This is a genomic window from Pseudomonas hefeiensis (assembly GCF_030687835.1).
Taxonomy (GTDB): domain Bacteria; phylum Pseudomonadota; class Gammaproteobacteria; order Pseudomonadales; family Pseudomonadaceae; genus Aquipseudomonas; species Aquipseudomonas hefeiensis.
On the sequence record NZ_CP117449.1, the window covers coordinates 375,127 to 389,238 of the forward strand.

Annotated in this window: 14 protein-coding genes; 9 read left to right on the plus strand and 5 right to left on the minus strand. The window is 59.7% G+C overall.

Annotation, left to right across the window (positions count from 1 at the left end):
* Positions 1 to 28: 28 nt before the first annotated feature.
* Genes rfbD through rfbB form a run of 4 tightly spaced genes read right to left on the minus strand, consistent with a single transcriptional unit; the run spans position 29 to position 3,403 of the window.
* Positions 29 to 910, minus strand: coding sequence for a dTDP-4-dehydrorhamnose reductase (gene rfbD, locus PSH57_RS01575; protein WP_305387411.1), 882 nt, complete (start codon positions 908 to 910; stop codon positions 29 to 31).
* A complete protein-coding gene (gene rfbC, locus PSH57_RS01580) occupies positions 907 to 1,452 on the minus strand; it encodes a dTDP-4-dehydrorhamnose 3,5-epimerase (protein WP_305387412.1) in 546 nt (181 codons plus the stop codon). Before rfbC ends, rfbD begins: the two co-directional genes overlap by 4 nt.
* Positions 1,449 to 2,324 (minus strand): glucose-1-phosphate thymidylyltransferase RfbA, encoded by an 876-nt coding sequence (gene rfbA / locus PSH57_RS01585; RefSeq protein WP_305387413.1) that lies wholly within the window; start codon positions 2,322 to 2,324, stop codon positions 1,449 to 1,451. The genes rfbC and rfbA overlap by 4 nt, the downstream gene beginning before the upstream one ends.
* Complete coding sequence (gene rfbB / locus PSH57_RS01590; protein WP_305387414.1) at positions 2,321 to 3,403, minus strand: dTDP-glucose 4,6-dehydratase; 1,083 nt, start codon at positions 3,401 to 3,403, stop codon at positions 2,321 to 2,323. The genes rfbA and rfbB overlap by 4 nt, the downstream gene beginning before the upstream one ends.
* Positions 3,404 to 3,591: 188 nt before the next feature.
* On the opposite strand from rfbB, the gene PSH57_RS01595 reads away from it, so the two are divergent.
* The 9 genes from PSH57_RS01595 to PSH57_RS01635 all read left to right on the plus strand — a co-directional run bounded on the left by PSH57_RS01595 (position 3,592) and on the right by PSH57_RS01635 (position 13,251).
* Positions 3,592 to 6,504, plus strand: a complete 2,913-nt coding sequence (locus PSH57_RS01595; RefSeq protein WP_305387415.1) for an aminotransferase — start codon at positions 3,592 to 3,594, stop codon at positions 6,502 to 6,504.
* 246 nt (positions 6,505 to 6,750) lie between these two features.
* A complete protein-coding gene (aguB, locus tag PSH57_RS01600; protein WP_305387416.1) occupies positions 6,751 to 7,629 on the plus strand; it encodes an N-carbamoylputrescine amidase in 879 nt (292 codons plus the stop codon).
* Between the two features lie 3 nt (positions 7,630 to 7,632).
* Entirely contained in the window at positions 7,633 to 8,739 is a 1,107-nt protein-coding gene (aguA, locus tag PSH57_RS01605) for an agmatine deiminase (RefSeq protein ID WP_305387417.1), read from the plus strand.
* A gap of 244 nt (positions 8,740 to 8,983) precedes the next feature.
* Entirely contained in the window at positions 8,984 to 9,187 is a 204-nt protein-coding gene (locus PSH57_RS01610; RefSeq protein WP_305387418.1) for a hypothetical protein, read from the plus strand.
* A 340-nt stretch (positions 9,188 to 9,527) separates the two neighbouring features.
* Positions 9,528 to 10,814 (plus strand): OprD family porin, encoded by a 1,287-nt coding sequence (locus PSH57_RS01615; RefSeq protein ID WP_305387419.1) that lies wholly within the window; start codon positions 9,528 to 9,530, stop codon positions 10,812 to 10,814.
* Between the two features lie 233 nt (positions 10,815 to 11,047).
* Entirely contained in the window at positions 11,048 to 11,794 is a 747-nt protein-coding gene (locus tag PSH57_RS01620; protein WP_305387420.1) for a 2OG-Fe dioxygenase family protein, read from the plus strand.
* Positions 11,795 to 11,807: 13 nt separating this feature from the next.
* A complete protein-coding gene (locus PSH57_RS01625; RefSeq protein WP_171061302.1) occupies positions 11,808 to 12,245 on the plus strand; it encodes a GNAT family N-acetyltransferase in 438 nt (145 codons plus the stop codon).
* Entirely contained in the window at positions 12,242 to 12,955 is a 714-nt protein-coding gene (locus PSH57_RS01630; RefSeq protein WP_305387421.1) for an AzlC family ABC transporter permease, read from the plus strand. The genes PSH57_RS01625 and PSH57_RS01630 overlap by 4 nt, the downstream gene beginning before the upstream one ends.
* The gene (locus PSH57_RS01635; protein WP_047226873.1) at positions 12,934 to 13,251 is read left to right on the plus strand and encodes an AzlD domain-containing protein; all 318 of its coding nucleotides are present in this window, start codon (positions 12,934 to 12,936) and stop codon (positions 13,249 to 13,251) included. Before PSH57_RS01630 ends, PSH57_RS01635 begins: the two co-directional genes overlap by 22 nt.
* Here PSH57_RS01635 and PSH57_RS01640 read toward each other — a convergent pair.
* Positions 13,168 to 14,094 (minus strand): LysR family transcriptional regulator, encoded by a 927-nt coding sequence (locus tag PSH57_RS01640; protein WP_305387422.1) that lies wholly within the window; start codon positions 14,092 to 14,094, stop codon positions 13,168 to 13,170. The two genes, PSH57_RS01635 and PSH57_RS01640, sit on opposite strands and share 84 nt — an antisense overlap.
* Positions 14,095 to 14,112: the final 18 nt, after the last annotated feature.

The following is a 14,112-nucleotide window of genomic DNA, read 5'->3' on the forward strand; positions in this document are numbered from 1 at the left end:
GGCGCCTGTGGGGACAGGCGCATTATGCCTAGTGTCCGGCGGCAAGGCACTGGTGCAACGCGCTTCGCCAGTCTGGCTGACTCACACCCCATTGCTGAAGCAGGCGCGTGCAATCGAGACGCGAGTTCAGCGGTCGTGGGGCCGGAGTCGGATAAGCGCGGGACGGGATGGGCTCAAGCACCGCGCACGGTTTGTGCTGCTCGATCAGGTGTTCGCCGATGGCCTGGGCAAAGCCGAACCAGGACGTCTCACCTTGCGCGGTCAAATGATAAGTCCCCCACGCACCACACTGGCCGGCCTGCCAGTGTTCGATCAAGTGGGCGGTGCTGTCGGCGATAGTCCCGGCCCAGGTCGGTGCGCCGATCTGATCGTCCACCACCCGCAGGTGCGATTTTTCCTGCAGCAGTCGTTGCATGGTCAACAGGAAGTTGCGGCCTTCGCTGGAGTACACCCAACTGGTGCGCAAAATCAGGTGCTGCCCGGCGGCGTCGCGAATGGCGTCCTCGCCGGACAGCTTGCTGCGCCCGTAGACACTCAGCGGATTGGGTGTATCGGCCTCGGTGTAGGGCTCACGCTTGCGGCCATCGAAGACGTAGTCGGTGGAGTAGTGGATCAGCGGGACACCCAACTCGACCGCCACTTGAGCCAGGACGCCCGGCGCCGTGGCATTGATGGCGAAGGCCCGCTCCGGTTCGCTCTCGGCCTGGTCGACGGCTGTGTGGGCGGCGGCGTTGATGATCAGGTCAGGCCGCAGGGCATTGATGGGCGAACGAAGGTGATCGGGGCGCGCCAGGTCGAGTTGGTCGCTGCCGCGCACGATCAACTCACCCATGCCGGCCAGGCGCGACTGGAGTGCTCGGGAGACTTGGCCGTTCTGGCCGATGATCAGGATACGCAGGGAGGTACTCATGGGAACAGGTCGGCCTCGTGCAGAGCCTTGCCGGCCTGGTCCTTGGGCGACAGGATCGGCGCGCTTGCCAGTTCCCAGTCGATGGCCAGGTCCGGGTCGTCCCAGCGAATGCAGCGCTCGGCCGAGGGCGCGTAGTAGTCGGTGGTTTTGTAGAGAAAATCAGCGTAATCGCTGAGCACGACAAAGCCATGGGCGAAGCCAGGTGGGACCCACAGTTGCCGATGGTTCTGCGCTGACAGGCGTACCCCCACCCATTGCCCGAAAGTGGCCGAACTGCGACGAATGTCCACCGCCACGTCGAGCACCTCCCCGGCCGTGACCCGCACCAGTTTTCCCTGGGCCTGTTCGATTTGATAATGCAGGCCGCGCAACACGCCCCTGGCCGAGCGCGAGTGGTTATCCTGGACGAACTGCAACGCGCAGCCGGTGGCCTCGATAAACGCCCTGGCGTTGAAACTCTCATAGAAAAAGCCGCGATCATCACCGAAAACCTTCGGCTCGATGATCAGGACTTCAGGCAGTCGGGTGGCGATGACGTTCAACGTGTCTCTCCAGCGATCTGGAACAGGTATTGGCCGTAACCGGTCTTGCCGAAGTACTGGGCGCGCTCAAGGATATGCTCGCGGCTGACCCAGCCCTGTTGGTAGGCAATTTCTTCCAGGCAGGCGACTTTCAAGCCTTGGCGGTGTTCGATGGTTTGCACATATTGCGAAGCCTCCAGCAGGCTGTCGTGGGTGCCGGTGTCCAACCAGGCGAAACCACGGCCGAAACGCTCGACATGCAGGTCGCCGCGCTGCAGGTAGACGTTGTTGAGGTCGGTGATTTCCAGTTCGCCTCGTTTAGAGGGTTTGATGGTCTTGGCAATCTGGATCACGTCGTTATCGTAGAAATACAGGCCGGTTACCGCGTAGCTGGATTTGGGCGCGGTAGGTTTTTCTTCAATGGAAATGGCCCGCCCTTGAGCATCGAAATCGATCACGCCAAAACGCTCAGGGTCTTTGACCCAGTAACCGAATACCGTCGCGCCAGTTTGCCGGGTGGCGGCCGTCTGCAGTTGTTCGCCGAAATGCTGGCCGTGAAAAATGTTGTCGCCCAGGATCAGGCACACCGGATCGTTACCGATAAATTGCTCACCAATCAGGAAAGCCTGGGCCAGGCCGTCGGGCGATGGCTGCTCGGCGTAGTTGAATTGCACGCCAAACTGGCTGCCGTCGCCCAACAGATTGCGGTATTGCGGCAAGTCCTGAGGGGTGGAAATCACCAGGATGTCCTTGATGCCGGCGAGCATCAGCACCGAAATCGGGTAATAGATCATCGGCTTGTCGTAAACCGGTAATAACTGCTTGGAAACCCCAAGAGTAATCGGGTGCAGTCGGGTGCCGGAGCCGCCGGCCAGAACAATGCCTTTCATCATGCAATCGCATCCTTGTTGTCGAGCGAGCCCAGGCGCTCGCCCTGGTAGCTACCGTCCTGGACACGTCGGCACCACAGCAGGTTTTCGAGGTACCACTGCACGGTTTTGCGCAGGCCGGTCTCGAAGGTTTCCCGGGGCGTCCAGCCCAGTTCACGCTCGATCTTGCCGGCATCGATGGCGTAGCGCAGGTCGTGGCCGGGGCGGTCTTTGACGAAAGTGATCAGGTCGGCATAGTGCTCCACGCCGTCGGGCTTGTGGGGCGCCAGTTCTTCGAGCAGGGCGCAGATGCCGCGCACCACGTCGATGTTCTTCTGTTCATTGTGGCCGCCGATGTTGTAGGTCTCGCCCACCGCACCCTCGGTCACGACCTTGAGCAGTGCCCGGGCGTGGTCTTCGACGTACAGCCAGTCGCGCACTTGTTGGCCGTCGCCGTATACCGGCAACGGTTTACCGGCCAACGCATTGAGGATCACCAGCGGAATCAGCTTCTCGGGAAAGTGAAACGGCCCATAGTTGTTGGAGCAGTTGGTTAGCAGCACGGGCAAGCCGTAGGTGCGTTGCCAGGCGCGTACCAGATGGTCGGAAGCCGCCTTGCTCGCCGAGTACGGCGAGCTGGGGGCGTAGGCGGTGGTTTCGGTGAACAAATCATCCACGCCGTGCAGGTCGCCATACACTTCGTCGGTGGAAATGTGATGGAAGCGAAATGTGCTCTTCTGCGGCTCGGCCAGGGTCTGCCAATAGGCGCGGGTGGCTTCCAGCAGGCTGTAGGTGCCCACGATATTGGTCTGGATGAAGTCTGCCGGGCCGTCGATGGAACGGTCCACGTGGGATTCGGCCGCCAGATGCATGATGGCCTCAGGCTTGAACCGTTCCAGTATTGCACTGATCGCCGGTTGATCGACGATATCAGCCTGGACGAACTCGTAGCGGCTGTCGTGATCGATGCTGCTCAGCGATTCGAGATTGCCGGCATAGGTCAGCTTGTCGAGGTTCAGGACCTGATGTCCGGTATCAAGAATCAAGTGCCGTATAAGCGCCGAACCGATAAAACCGGCACCGCCAGTGATGAGAATACGCATCGGATCAAGCCTTTTTCCGTGGAACAACAAAGCATTGGAGCATAGCTTGTCGGCATGTTGAGGGCGGTGCAAGCGGGATATTTCGGGGGATGTACGCGCGTTTGGCAATTGAGCTGTGGCAAGGGGTTGCTTATCCCCCGACTCAATGGCGAGATAGACATCCGATAAAACCATTCAGGGGTCGTTGTATGCCGCTCGCCACGTTGGTTCACCGTGCCAGTTTGCCAAGCCCACAGATCAGTGCCGAACAGGCGGTGGTGCTGCTGCGCTCGAATTACGGACTCAGCGGTGACCTGCGACCCTTGGGCAGCCAGCAGGACCTCAACTATCGCGTCGACAGCGAGCGCGGACGGTTTGTACTGAAGATTTGCCATGGCGACTACGCCGTTCAGGAACTCCAGGCCCAGCATGCCGCCCTCAAGCACCTGGCCGAGCACGGCGCGGTGAAAGTGCCGCGGGTGCTCGCCGCCAACAATGGCCAGGATCTGTTGACCCTGGAGATAGCAGGGCAAGCGGTTCATGTGCGACTGCTGGAATACATCGACGGCCAGCCGCTCACCCAGCTCAACCATTGGGGACCTGAACTGGTCACGGGGCTGGGGCGGTTGTGCGCACAAATCGACCTGGCGCTGGCCACGTTCGATCACCCTGGCCTGGAACGTACCCTGCAATGGGATGCCCGCCACGCCAACGCGCTGATCGGTCATTTACTGCCTGTCATCGACGATGATCAAGCGCGCAACCTGATCGCCGAGGCGGCGCAACAGGCTGAACGACGTTTGCAGCCGCTCAAGGCCAGCCTGCCGGTGCAGGCGATCCACATGGACATCACCGATGACAACGTGGTCTGGCAGCGCGATGTCCAGCGCCAATGGCAATTGCAGGGTGTCATCGATTTCGGCGACCTGATCCGCACCTGGCGCGTTACCGATCTGTCGGTGACCTGTGCAGCCTTGTTGCACCATGCCGACGGCGATCCGTTTTTCATCCTGCCGGCGATCAAGGCCTACAACGCGCTCAACCCACTGCAACATGAGGAGTTGCTGGCGCTTTGGCCGCTAATCGTTGCCCGCGCTGCCGTGCTGGTGCTCAGCGGTGAACAGCAGGTATCCATTGACCCGGACAATCAATACAGCCGCGACAACCTGGACCATGAGTGGGAAATTTTCCGGATTGCTCAGTCGGTGCCGTTCGAACTGATGGAAGCGGCGATCCTCACGGCTGTCGGCCATGACCTGCCACCCGTTGTCAGCGAAGGTTTCGTGCCGCTGTTGCCGACTTTGGTGGGCCGCGAGTTCGCCCTGATCGACCTGGGTGTGCTGAGCCCGCATTTCGAAGCCGGCAACTGGGAGCAGGAGGGGGTCGACCAGCGGCTGCTGAGCGAAGCCGCCGCGGTCCATGGATTGGCCGCCAGCCGCTACGGGCAGTACCGATTGTCTCGGACCCGGCCGGACAGCGCCGTTGAACCGGATACTTATCCATTACACGTGGAATTGCAGGTACCGCGGGGCACGCCACTGGAGTCGCCGTTCGCCGGGGTGGTGCACAAGGCCGCCGACGGCATGCTGCAACTGGACAGCGTACAACTGAGCGTTCGGCTGTGGGGCGTAACATCGCCGCTGCATTCCGGGGCTGCGCTGGTCAAGGGCCAGGTCTTGGGCGAAGTCGATGGGCCGTTGCGGGTGCAGTTGTGTCGCGGCGTCCAACTGAACCCGCCGTTGTTCTGCACGCCATCCAGGGCGCCGGCCTGGCAGGCGCTTTGCCCCTCGCCGGCGGTGCTGCTGGGGCTTGCCTGCGATGCCGAGCCAGAGATCGACCCCCAGGAGCTGCTGGCCCGTCGCGAGGCAAGCTTTGCCCGCTCGCAGAAGCACTATTACGTTGATCCGCCGCGCATTGAGCGCGGCTGGCGCAATCACCTGATCGACATGCAGGGCCGCTCTTACCTGGACATGCTCAACAACGTCGCAGTGCTGGGGCACGGGCATCCGCGCATGGCGGCGGTGGCCGCCCGGCAATGGTCGTTGCTCAACACCAACTCACGCTTTCACTATGCCGCGATTGCCGAGTTTTCCGAGCGTTTGCTGGCACTGGCGCCGCCCGGCATGGACCGGGTGTTTCTGGTCAACAGCGGCACCGAGGCCAACGACCTGGCGATCCGCCTGGCCTGGGCCTACAGCGGCGGTCGGGACATGCTCAGTGTGCTGGAGGCCTATCACGGTTGGTCGGTAGCGGCCGATGCGGTCTCGACGTCCATTGCCGACAACCCCCAGGCTTTGAGCAGTCGCCCGGATTGGGTGCATCCGGTGACCGCGCCGAACACGTATCGCGGTGAATTCCGCGGCCCCAACAGCGCGCCGGACTACGTGCGCAGCGTCGAGCACAACCTGGCGAAAATCGCCGAACACAAGCGCCAGCTCGCCGGCTTCATCTGCGAACCGGTGTACGGCAATGCCGGCGGGATCGCATTGCCGCCGGGGTACCTGAAGCAGGTCTACGCGCTGGTGCGCGAGCGCGGCGGTGTCTGCATCGCTGACGAGGTGCAGGTCGGCTACGGGCGCATGGGCGAATTTTTCTGGGGGTTCGAAGAGCAAGATGTAGTGCCGGACATCATCACCATGGCCAAGGGCATGGGTAACGGCCAGCCGCTGGGTGCAGTCATCACCCGCCGGGAAATCGCCGAGGCGCTGGAAGCAGAAGGGTATTTCTTCTCGTCGGCCGGCGGCAGTCCGGTCAGTTGCCAGATCGGCATGGCCGTTCTGGATGTCATGGAAGAAGAAAAGCTGTGGGAAAACGCCCAGGTGGTGGGCGGGCATTTCAAGGCCCGTCTGCAAGCCTTGATCGACCAATATCCGTTGGTCGGTGCGGTGCATGGCTCCGGTTTTTACCTGGGCGTGGAGTTGATCCGCAACCGCGACACCCTTGAGCCGGCCACTGAAGAAACCACAGCGCTGTGCAATCGCCTACGAGAGCTGGGCATTTTCATGCAACCGACTGGCGACTACCTGAACATCCTCAAGATCAAACCGCCGATGGTCACCAGCCGCCAGAGCGTGGATTTCTTTGTCGATATGTTGGCGAAGGTGTTGGAGGAGGGGTTTTGACTAACTGAGGCAAATGATTTCCTGTGGGAGCGGGCTTGCTCGCGAAAGCGGTGGGGCAGTTGTAGGCGATGTTGGATGTGCCGCCGTCTTCGCGAGCAAGCCCGCTCCCACAGGGTCTAGCATGTTTAGAATCGATTTTTGTCGAGTTTTTAGACATGAGATGCCAGTAGTTGAGTGATTTTGACTTTTAATGCCGATTTTTATCGGCTATAAAGTCGACACCACCCATGCTCTGGAGCTCCATTGATGAGTCGTATCGTCACCGTCGCCGCCACCCAGATGGCCTGTTCCTGGGATCTGGAGGCGAATATCGAGATCGCTGAACAGCGGGTCCGCGAGGCCGCCGCCAAAGGCGCGCAGATCATCCTGCTCCAGGAGTTGTTCGAGACGCCGTACTTTTGCCAGAAGCCCAACCCGGACTACCTGCAATTGGCGACCCCGGTCGAAGAAAACGTCGCCATCAGGCATTTCCAGAAAGTCGCCAGGGAGCTTCAGGTCGTCTTGCCCATCAGCTTTTTTGAACGGGCCGGTCGTGCGCGTTTCAACAGTATTGCGATCATTGATGCCGATGGCCGTAACCTGGGGGTATACCGCAAGAGTCACATCCCGGACGGTCCTGGTTACCATGAGAAGTACTACTTCAACCCTGGCGATACCGGTTTCAAGGTTTGGAATACTCGCTACGCCAGGATCGGCGTGGGCATCTGCTGGGACCAGTGGTTTCCCGAGTGCGCCCGCAGCATGGCGCTGCAAGGCGCGGAAATTCTGTTCTACCCGACCGCCATTGGCAGCGAGCCGCACGACAAAAGTATTTCGTCCCGCGATCACTGGCAGCGTGTGCAACAAGGCCATGCCGGTGCGAACCTGATGCCGCTGGTGGCCAGCAACCGCATCGGCAACGAAGAGCAGGACGGCTACGACATCACGTTCTACGGCTCCTCGTTCATCGCCAATCAGTTCGGTGAAAAGGTCCAGGAATTGAACGAAACCGAAGATGGCCTGTTGGTGCACAGTTTTGACCTGGACGAGCTGGAACACATTCGCAGTGCCTGGGGCACTTTTCGTGATCGTCGTGCGGACCTGTACGGCTCGATCAAAACCCTCGATGGCTCACTGGAGTCCTGATTTATGACAACGTTGCACAGCACTCCCCGCGTGGATGGTTTCCACATGCCCGCCGAGTGGGCACCTCAGACCCAGGTCTGGATGGTCTGGCCCGAGCGCCCGGACAACTGGCGCCTGGGCGGCAAGCCCGCGCAGGCCGCTCATGTGGCGGTCGCCAAAGCCATCGCCCGCTTCGAGCCGGTGACCGTGGCGGTGTCCGCGAGTCAATACGAAAATGCCCGGGCGCGCCTCGACGTGCCGAATATCCGCGTGGTGGAAATGTCCAGCGACGACGCCTGGGTCCGGGACACCGGCCCGACGTTCGTCATCAACGACAGTGGCGAAGTGCACGGTGTCGACTGGGATTTCAACGCCTGGGGTGGTTTTGAGGGTGGCCTGTATGCGCCGTGGAACCGGGATTCACAAGTAGCCAGCAAGATTCTCGAGATTGAACGCAGCCCGCGTTACCGCACCGAAGGCTTCGTGCTTGAGGGCGGCTCGATTCACGTCGATGGCGAGGGCACCTTGATCACCACCGAGGAATGCCTGCTCAACCGCAATCGCAACCCGCACCTTAGCCGTGAAGAAATCGAGGCGGTACTCAGCGCGCAGTTGGCGGTGGACAAGATCATCTGGCTGCCGGACGGCCTGTTCAACGACGAAACCGATGGGCATGTGGATAACTTCTGCTGCTACGTGCGCCCTGGCGAAGTATTGCTGGCCTGGACCGACGACCCGCAGGACCCGAACCACACTCGCTGCCACGCCGCGCTGGAGGTGCTGCAAAACAGCACTGACGCCAAGGGACGCCCGTTCACAGTGCACAAAATGCCGATTCCGGGGCCGCTGTATGCCACCGAAGAGGAATGCGCCGGCGTAGATGCGGTGCAAGGCTCCCAGGAGCGCAATCCGACCGTGCGGTTGGCCGGTTCCTACGTGAATTTCCTGATCGTCAACGGCGGCATAATCGCGCCGAGCTTTGACGATCCGCTGGATGGTGCGGCGCAGGCGCTTCTGCAAAGCCTTTTTCCACAGCACGAAGTGGTCATGGTGCCGGGTCGCGAACTGTTACTGGGGGGCGGAAACATCCACTGCCTTACCCAACAGCAGCCTGCACCGTGCACAAAATGAGTGGTGATGTAACAGCTTGGGAATAGCGCTGGCGGCGGCTCTGCGCCGGGTTTTTGGATCCATTTTGCTTTGGCCCGCGGCCTGATGGGGGACGCGGGCTTTTTTATGTCTGTCTACCGGCTGCGCGGACAGATTGGCACAGCTCTTGTATCTGCTTCCTGGCAGTTCTGGGGAGCGGAGCTGAGTTGTTTTGTCATAAACCTTGGATAAATTGGCCGCTCATCAACCAGGAGAGGGCGCTGGAATGAATATGATAAGCGAGCGCACATACCATCCCTTGGCCGTTGTGAATGGTGAGTCGCTTAAAGCCTTGGCACAGTGGTTGAAGTCCAACGGAACGCGTCAGATCAGAGAACCCGACCCGCGTCGGATGATCATGGAACGCTATCCCGCTGGCTTGTTCAGCGAGGCTGAGCTGGATGCGCTGTGGGACGTGATGCAAGGATAGAATTCGATGGATTGATAAAAGGCGTTTGCCAGGATGGCAGCGCTTTTTTTGTGGCTGATGGTTTTGTGTCGAACCCTGATCCCCATTTGAAAATTGTTTTAGCGGTTTTTCGCCTGATGACAGACGATTCACGAAATTGACACATTGTTGAAGGCGGGACTAGGATTCGTCCACGCCTGTGGCTAACAGCCATGACTCTTAAATAATAAAAAGGCCCGCCCCGATCATTCGTGGGCGGGCCTTTTCATTATTTTCAGGAGCAAGAGTCCGAAAAAGAGCGCAAAAGCGCCGTTTCGGCTGCCCGTCGCAGTGCGTATCAACCCGTACAAGGAAAATAATCATGTTGAACAAGCGCATTGCTCTGATCGCACTGGGGATTTTAAACACGACATACGCCATGGCCAGCGACCAGGCTGAGTCCAAGGGATTCGTTGAGGACAGCAGCCTGAACGTGCTGTTACGCAACGCTTATATCAATCGCGACTACAAAAACGGTAACCAAGACAAAGCCGAATGGGGCCAGGCCGCCATCGGAACGTTCTCGTCCGGTTTTACCCAAGGCACTGTAGGTGTGGGTGTTGACGCCTTCGGTCTGTACGCGCTGCGTCTGGATGGCGGCAAAGGTCGCAGCGGTGCGGGCGGCATCGACTTCTTTAAACAAGGCGACAGCGGCAACGCGGCCGATGACCTGTCCAAGTTTGGTGCGGCGGTCAAATTCCGTGTTTCCAATACCGTGTTGGCCTACGGCGACCAGATGCCGGCCCTGCCCGTGCTGAACTATGACAACTCGCGCCTGCTGCCGGAAAGCTACACAGGCACGCTGATCACCTCCAAAGAGATCAAGGGCCTGGAGCTGAACGCTGGACGCTTCACCGCCGAGTCGCGCAAGAGCGCCGAGGGTCGTGACAGCGGTGGTCTGAAGTCGATCAATGTATTGGGCGGCAGCTATCAGTTCACCGAGCAGTTCAAGGCTTCGCTCTATGCCTCGGATGTCGAGGACGTGTTGAAGAAACAGTACGTGAACGCCAACTACGTATTCCCGCTGGCCAAGGATCAGTCCCTGACCCTGGACTTCAATGGCTATCGCACCAAGCTGGACAACAGCTATGTTCGCGAAAACAACGTCACTGGCGACGACAACAAGATCTGGAGCCTGGCCGCCACTTTCGCCACCGGGCCGCACAGTTTCACCCTCGCTCACCAGCGCAGCACCGGCGACAGCAACCTGGGCTACGCCTACGGCGGTTATCAGCGTGAGCAGAATCGTGTGGGTGACGGCGGCAATACGATCTACCTGGCCAACTCCTACTGGTCCGACTTCAATGCAGAAGACGAGCGCAGCTGGCAACTGGGTTATGGCCTGGATTTCACCACGTTCGGGGTTCCCGGCCTGACGTACAACGTGGCTTATGTGCGTGGCGATAACATCACCACCTCCACCAGCGAAGGCGGCACCGAGCGCGAGATCTTCAACCAGTTCAAGTACGTGGTCCAGAACGGCCCCGCCAAAGACCTGAGCGTGCGGTTGCGCAGTTCGTTCCTGCGTGTTTCGCAGAAATCCAGCGAGTACAACGTCAGCGGCAACGAGCTGCGGGTGTTCGTGGATTATCCGATCAGCGTCTTCTGATGCCTGATCACGTTACAAACGCCTGATGAAAAACCCCGAGCGCAAACTCGGGGTTTTTTCTTTGGGCGGCGAAAATACCGTTGAAACAGTCTGTTTTCCCGAGAAAAAGTCGTACTAATGAAACTTTCTGCACCGTTTCAAGCACGGCTTGAAATGCCTCAAATACTTTCTCATGGACGTAAATCCTGTACCTACTAGATTAGGCCGCTCAATGCAGTGGAGACCTATGAAAAATGATCGTTCTGAACAGGGAAGTAGGCGAAGCACTGAGGCGTGACAAATACGTCAACGTCCGCGGTGGAGACTTCAATCTCTACGGTCATTTCGGCGACTTTGTCCGGCTGACCAAAAGCTGGGAAAACATGGAGCCCGACAGCTACTACGGCCAGTCCGAGTCAGGCATGCGTTTTCGCCGCTACAGCGACTTCGAATACAACCCCAGGACCCGCGACCTCGCGCAGCTCGAGCACCGGGCCTACATTCAGTCCAAGACCAACAACAGCTATGTCGGTGGACTGGAGCGGCACTTCCAGGACTTTTCCAACGAAGTGATCAACTCGCCGGTGATGCGCAGTCTGATCGACACGGACTTTGAGGTGTACAAGAACGTCCTCCCCCAGGAACTGCACGAGGAAATCTGGCAGTGCCAGATCCATCAGATCCGTATCGAGATCAAGCCGGGCAAGCAACTGGAAATCACCCCTGAGGGGATCCATTGCGACGGGTATCCGTTCAGCGGCGTGCATTTCTGGGGCCGTCATAATGTGGCCGGCGCAGAGAGTCGTCTGTACACCGCCCAGGAAGAACAACTGGCGGCGATGACTTACGAGGACATTCTCGACACCACGTTCTTCCTCGACCGCGACATGCGTCATTACGTCACCCCGGCCCGGAACGCCCACAGCCATGAAATGGCTTTCAGGCAGATCCTGGCGATTTCCTTCTCGCGGCCCGGGACCGCTTTTGACATTGTTCGCTGAACAGCTCGAACCCATGGACGATCTGGAGCAACAGGTTCTGTTGCGCCGGGCAATGGTCAGGGACGCCGAACGACTGGAGCAATTCTTTCGCGGTTTCGACGAAGTGTCGTTCTGCGAGTGGCAGGATGCCCGATTCTTGCGTGGGGTGTTGTTGCAGGACACCACCACTGCGTACCTGGCCGTCGATGTCAGCGGTGAAGTGGTGGGGGCAGTGATTGGCGGCATGCTCGGCACCCGTGGCACCATCAATCACCTGGCCGTCAGCCCAGGGCATCGCACCCGAGGCCTGGGCCAGCGTCTGGTAGAGGCTGCATCGGCCGACATGAAACGGGTCGGCGTACTGCGCATGTTCCTGTTCGTCGACGATGCTAATCTGGCCGGCAAGCGGTTTTGGGCAGCCCAAGGCTTTTGCGAGCCTCGGGGTGAAATCACTTTCGAGAGGGATCTATGAGCAAGACTTCCAGCCAGCCGCTGGTGGTCGAACAACAAGCCTCGCGTACCTTTGCTGAAGCCAGTCCGGTGGTAGCGGGTTATTTTACGGTTTCGTTTGTGTTCGGTCTGATGGCGGTCAACGCCGGGTTGCCCTTGTGGCTGCCGGTGGCGATGTGCCTGTTCGTTTACGCGGGCGCTTCACAATTTGCCGCGCTGGCGTTGATTTCCAGCGGAGCCTCGCTGACCACCATCGTGCTCACCACCTTTCTGATCAACGCGCGACACATGCTGATGTCGGTGTACATGGCCAAGGCATTGCGTGCGTTGGGGCTCAGTCGTTTCGAGCGCTGGTGCTACGCGGCGGGGCTCACGGATGAGTCGTTCGCCTTCCACAGCGTCAAGCTCGGCACCGGGGCACCGGTCAGCGTGCGTTACCTGATCGGCTTCAACCTCTTTTGCCACACCTCCTGGGTGCTTGGCGGCCTGTTGGGAGCGGTGTGTGCGCAATACGCGGCGCACCTGATCAAATACCAGCTCGACTACGCCCTGACCGCGATGATGCTCTACGTGCTGGTTTCGCTGTGCAACACCCGTAACAAACTGATCGCCGCCCTGGCGGCGGTCGCCTGCATGGGCGGGCTGAGCCTGCTGGGCAGCTCGCCGTTCAATGTCTTCATTGCCACGTTCGTTGGCTGCGGGGTGGGCGTATGCCTGACCAAACGTTCCTGATCCTGGTCGTGGCCCTGATGATGGCGGTGACCTTTCTGCCACGGGCCCTGCCGCTACAGGTCAACACTGAAAACTGGCCGCCTTTCGTCGCCCGAGCCCTGGAGTACCTGCCGGTGGCGATCGTCGCTGCCATCAGCCTCACCCCGTTGTTGATCAAGGATCAGCAGATACAACTCGACCGCCCGGAATTCTATGCCGCGATTCCGACGCTGTTATGTGCGTACTTCAGCCGCAACCTGTTTCTCAGTGTGGCGGTGGGCACGGCGGCGTACATCGCGCTCGGTTCGTTCCTTTAGCGTCAGGTCCACAACATCGTGCAGTGCCTGGCCGGACAACTCCGGATTATTCACCGCCAGGCGGACTTCGAGGAAATCCTCGAAGTCCGGGAAAATCGTCAAGTCGTTACGCAGCGCCGCTTCCCGGGACACCAGTCCCAGGCCATCGAGCTGAGTGATCAACGACAACGTCAGCGTTTCACTGCAGGAATACACCATTCGCTGGCTCGAGCCGTACTCGCCCAGCCCGGCATCCAGAAAGCGAAGGAAGCTGTGGGAATACGGACACTCTTCGGCCGGACGCACCTGAAACTTATCGCCGAGCAAACCGAGGGAATCGTCCTCCTCGCCGCAATGGGCGCCGACCACCTGTACCTGAACATCCGGCATGGTGATGCTGGAAAAGCCGCTCTGCTGTGGGCCGATCAGGATCGCCAGGTCAAAATCTTCATTCTTGAGCTTGCTCAGGTTCTCCATCGACTCGGCGTAACTGAACTCCAACTGATATTGGGGAAACACGGCGATCAGCCGATCGATCATCCGCCGGTTGAACTCCGCCGGCAGGGTGGTATTGAGCGCCACTCTCAGGGTGCGCTGCCGGGGCGTCTTCAGCGCCGCGACCTTCTCTTCCAACTGCCGCGTGGCAACCAGCACCTGATCCATGAACGGCGTCAGTTCCGAGCCTTGGCTCGTCAACGTCAAGCCCTTGTTCGAACGCCGGAACAGCCGGAAGCCAAACTGCTCCTCAACTTTGTTCAACTGTGCCGCCAATGCCTGCACCGTGAGGCACGAATGTTCCGCCGCCGCCGACAAGGAGCCGGTCTGCACGATGCGCATGAGGTTGCGTAAGGTTCTGCTATCCATAAGGTAATGCCCTCTGCT

Excerpts from the sequence above, each read along its gene's own strand:
- rfbD (WP_305387411.1), bottom strand. The coding sequence starts at position 910 with ATGAGTACCTCCCTGCGTATCCTGATCATCGGCCAGAACGGCCAAGTC.
- rfbA (WP_305387413.1), bottom strand. The coding sequence starts at position 2,324 with ATGATGAAAGGCATTGTTCTGGCCGGCGGCTCCGGCACCCGACTGCAC.
- rfbB (WP_305387414.1), bottom strand. The coding sequence starts at position 3,403 with ATGCGTATTCTCATCACTGGCGGTGCCGGTTTTATCGGTTCGGCGCTT.
- PSH57_RS01595 (WP_305387415.1), top strand. The coding sequence starts at position 3,592 with ATGCCGCTCGCCACGTTGGTTCACCGTGCCAGTTTGCCAAGCCCACAG.
- aguB (WP_305387416.1), top strand. The coding sequence starts at position 6,751 with ATGAGTCGTATCGTCACCGTCGCCGCCACCCAGATGGCCTGTTCCTGG.
- aguA (WP_305387417.1), top strand. The coding sequence starts at position 7,633 with ATGACAACGTTGCACAGCACTCCCCGCGTGGATGGTTTCCACATGCCC.
- PSH57_RS01610 (WP_305387418.1), top strand. The coding sequence starts at position 8,984 with ATGAATATGATAAGCGAGCGCACATACCATCCCTTGGCCGTTGTGAAT.
- PSH57_RS01615 (WP_305387419.1), top strand. The coding sequence starts at position 9,528 with ATGTTGAACAAGCGCATTGCTCTGATCGCACTGGGGATTTTAAACACG.
- PSH57_RS01620 (WP_305387420.1), top strand. The coding sequence starts at position 11,048 with ATGATCGTTCTGAACAGGGAAGTAGGCGAAGCACTGAGGCGTGACAAA.
- PSH57_RS01625 (WP_171061302.1), top strand. The coding sequence starts at position 11,808 with ATGGACGATCTGGAGCAACAGGTTCTGTTGCGCCGGGCAATGGTCAGG.
- PSH57_RS01630 (WP_305387421.1), top strand. The coding sequence starts at position 12,242 with ATGAGCAAGACTTCCAGCCAGCCGCTGGTGGTCGAACAACAAGCCTCG.
- PSH57_RS01635 (WP_047226873.1), top strand. The coding sequence starts at position 12,934 with ATGCCTGACCAAACGTTCCTGATCCTGGTCGTGGCCCTGATGATGGCG.
- PSH57_RS01640 (WP_305387422.1), bottom strand. The coding sequence starts at position 14,094 with ATGGATAGCAGAACCTTACGCAACCTCATGCGCATCGTGCAGACCGGC.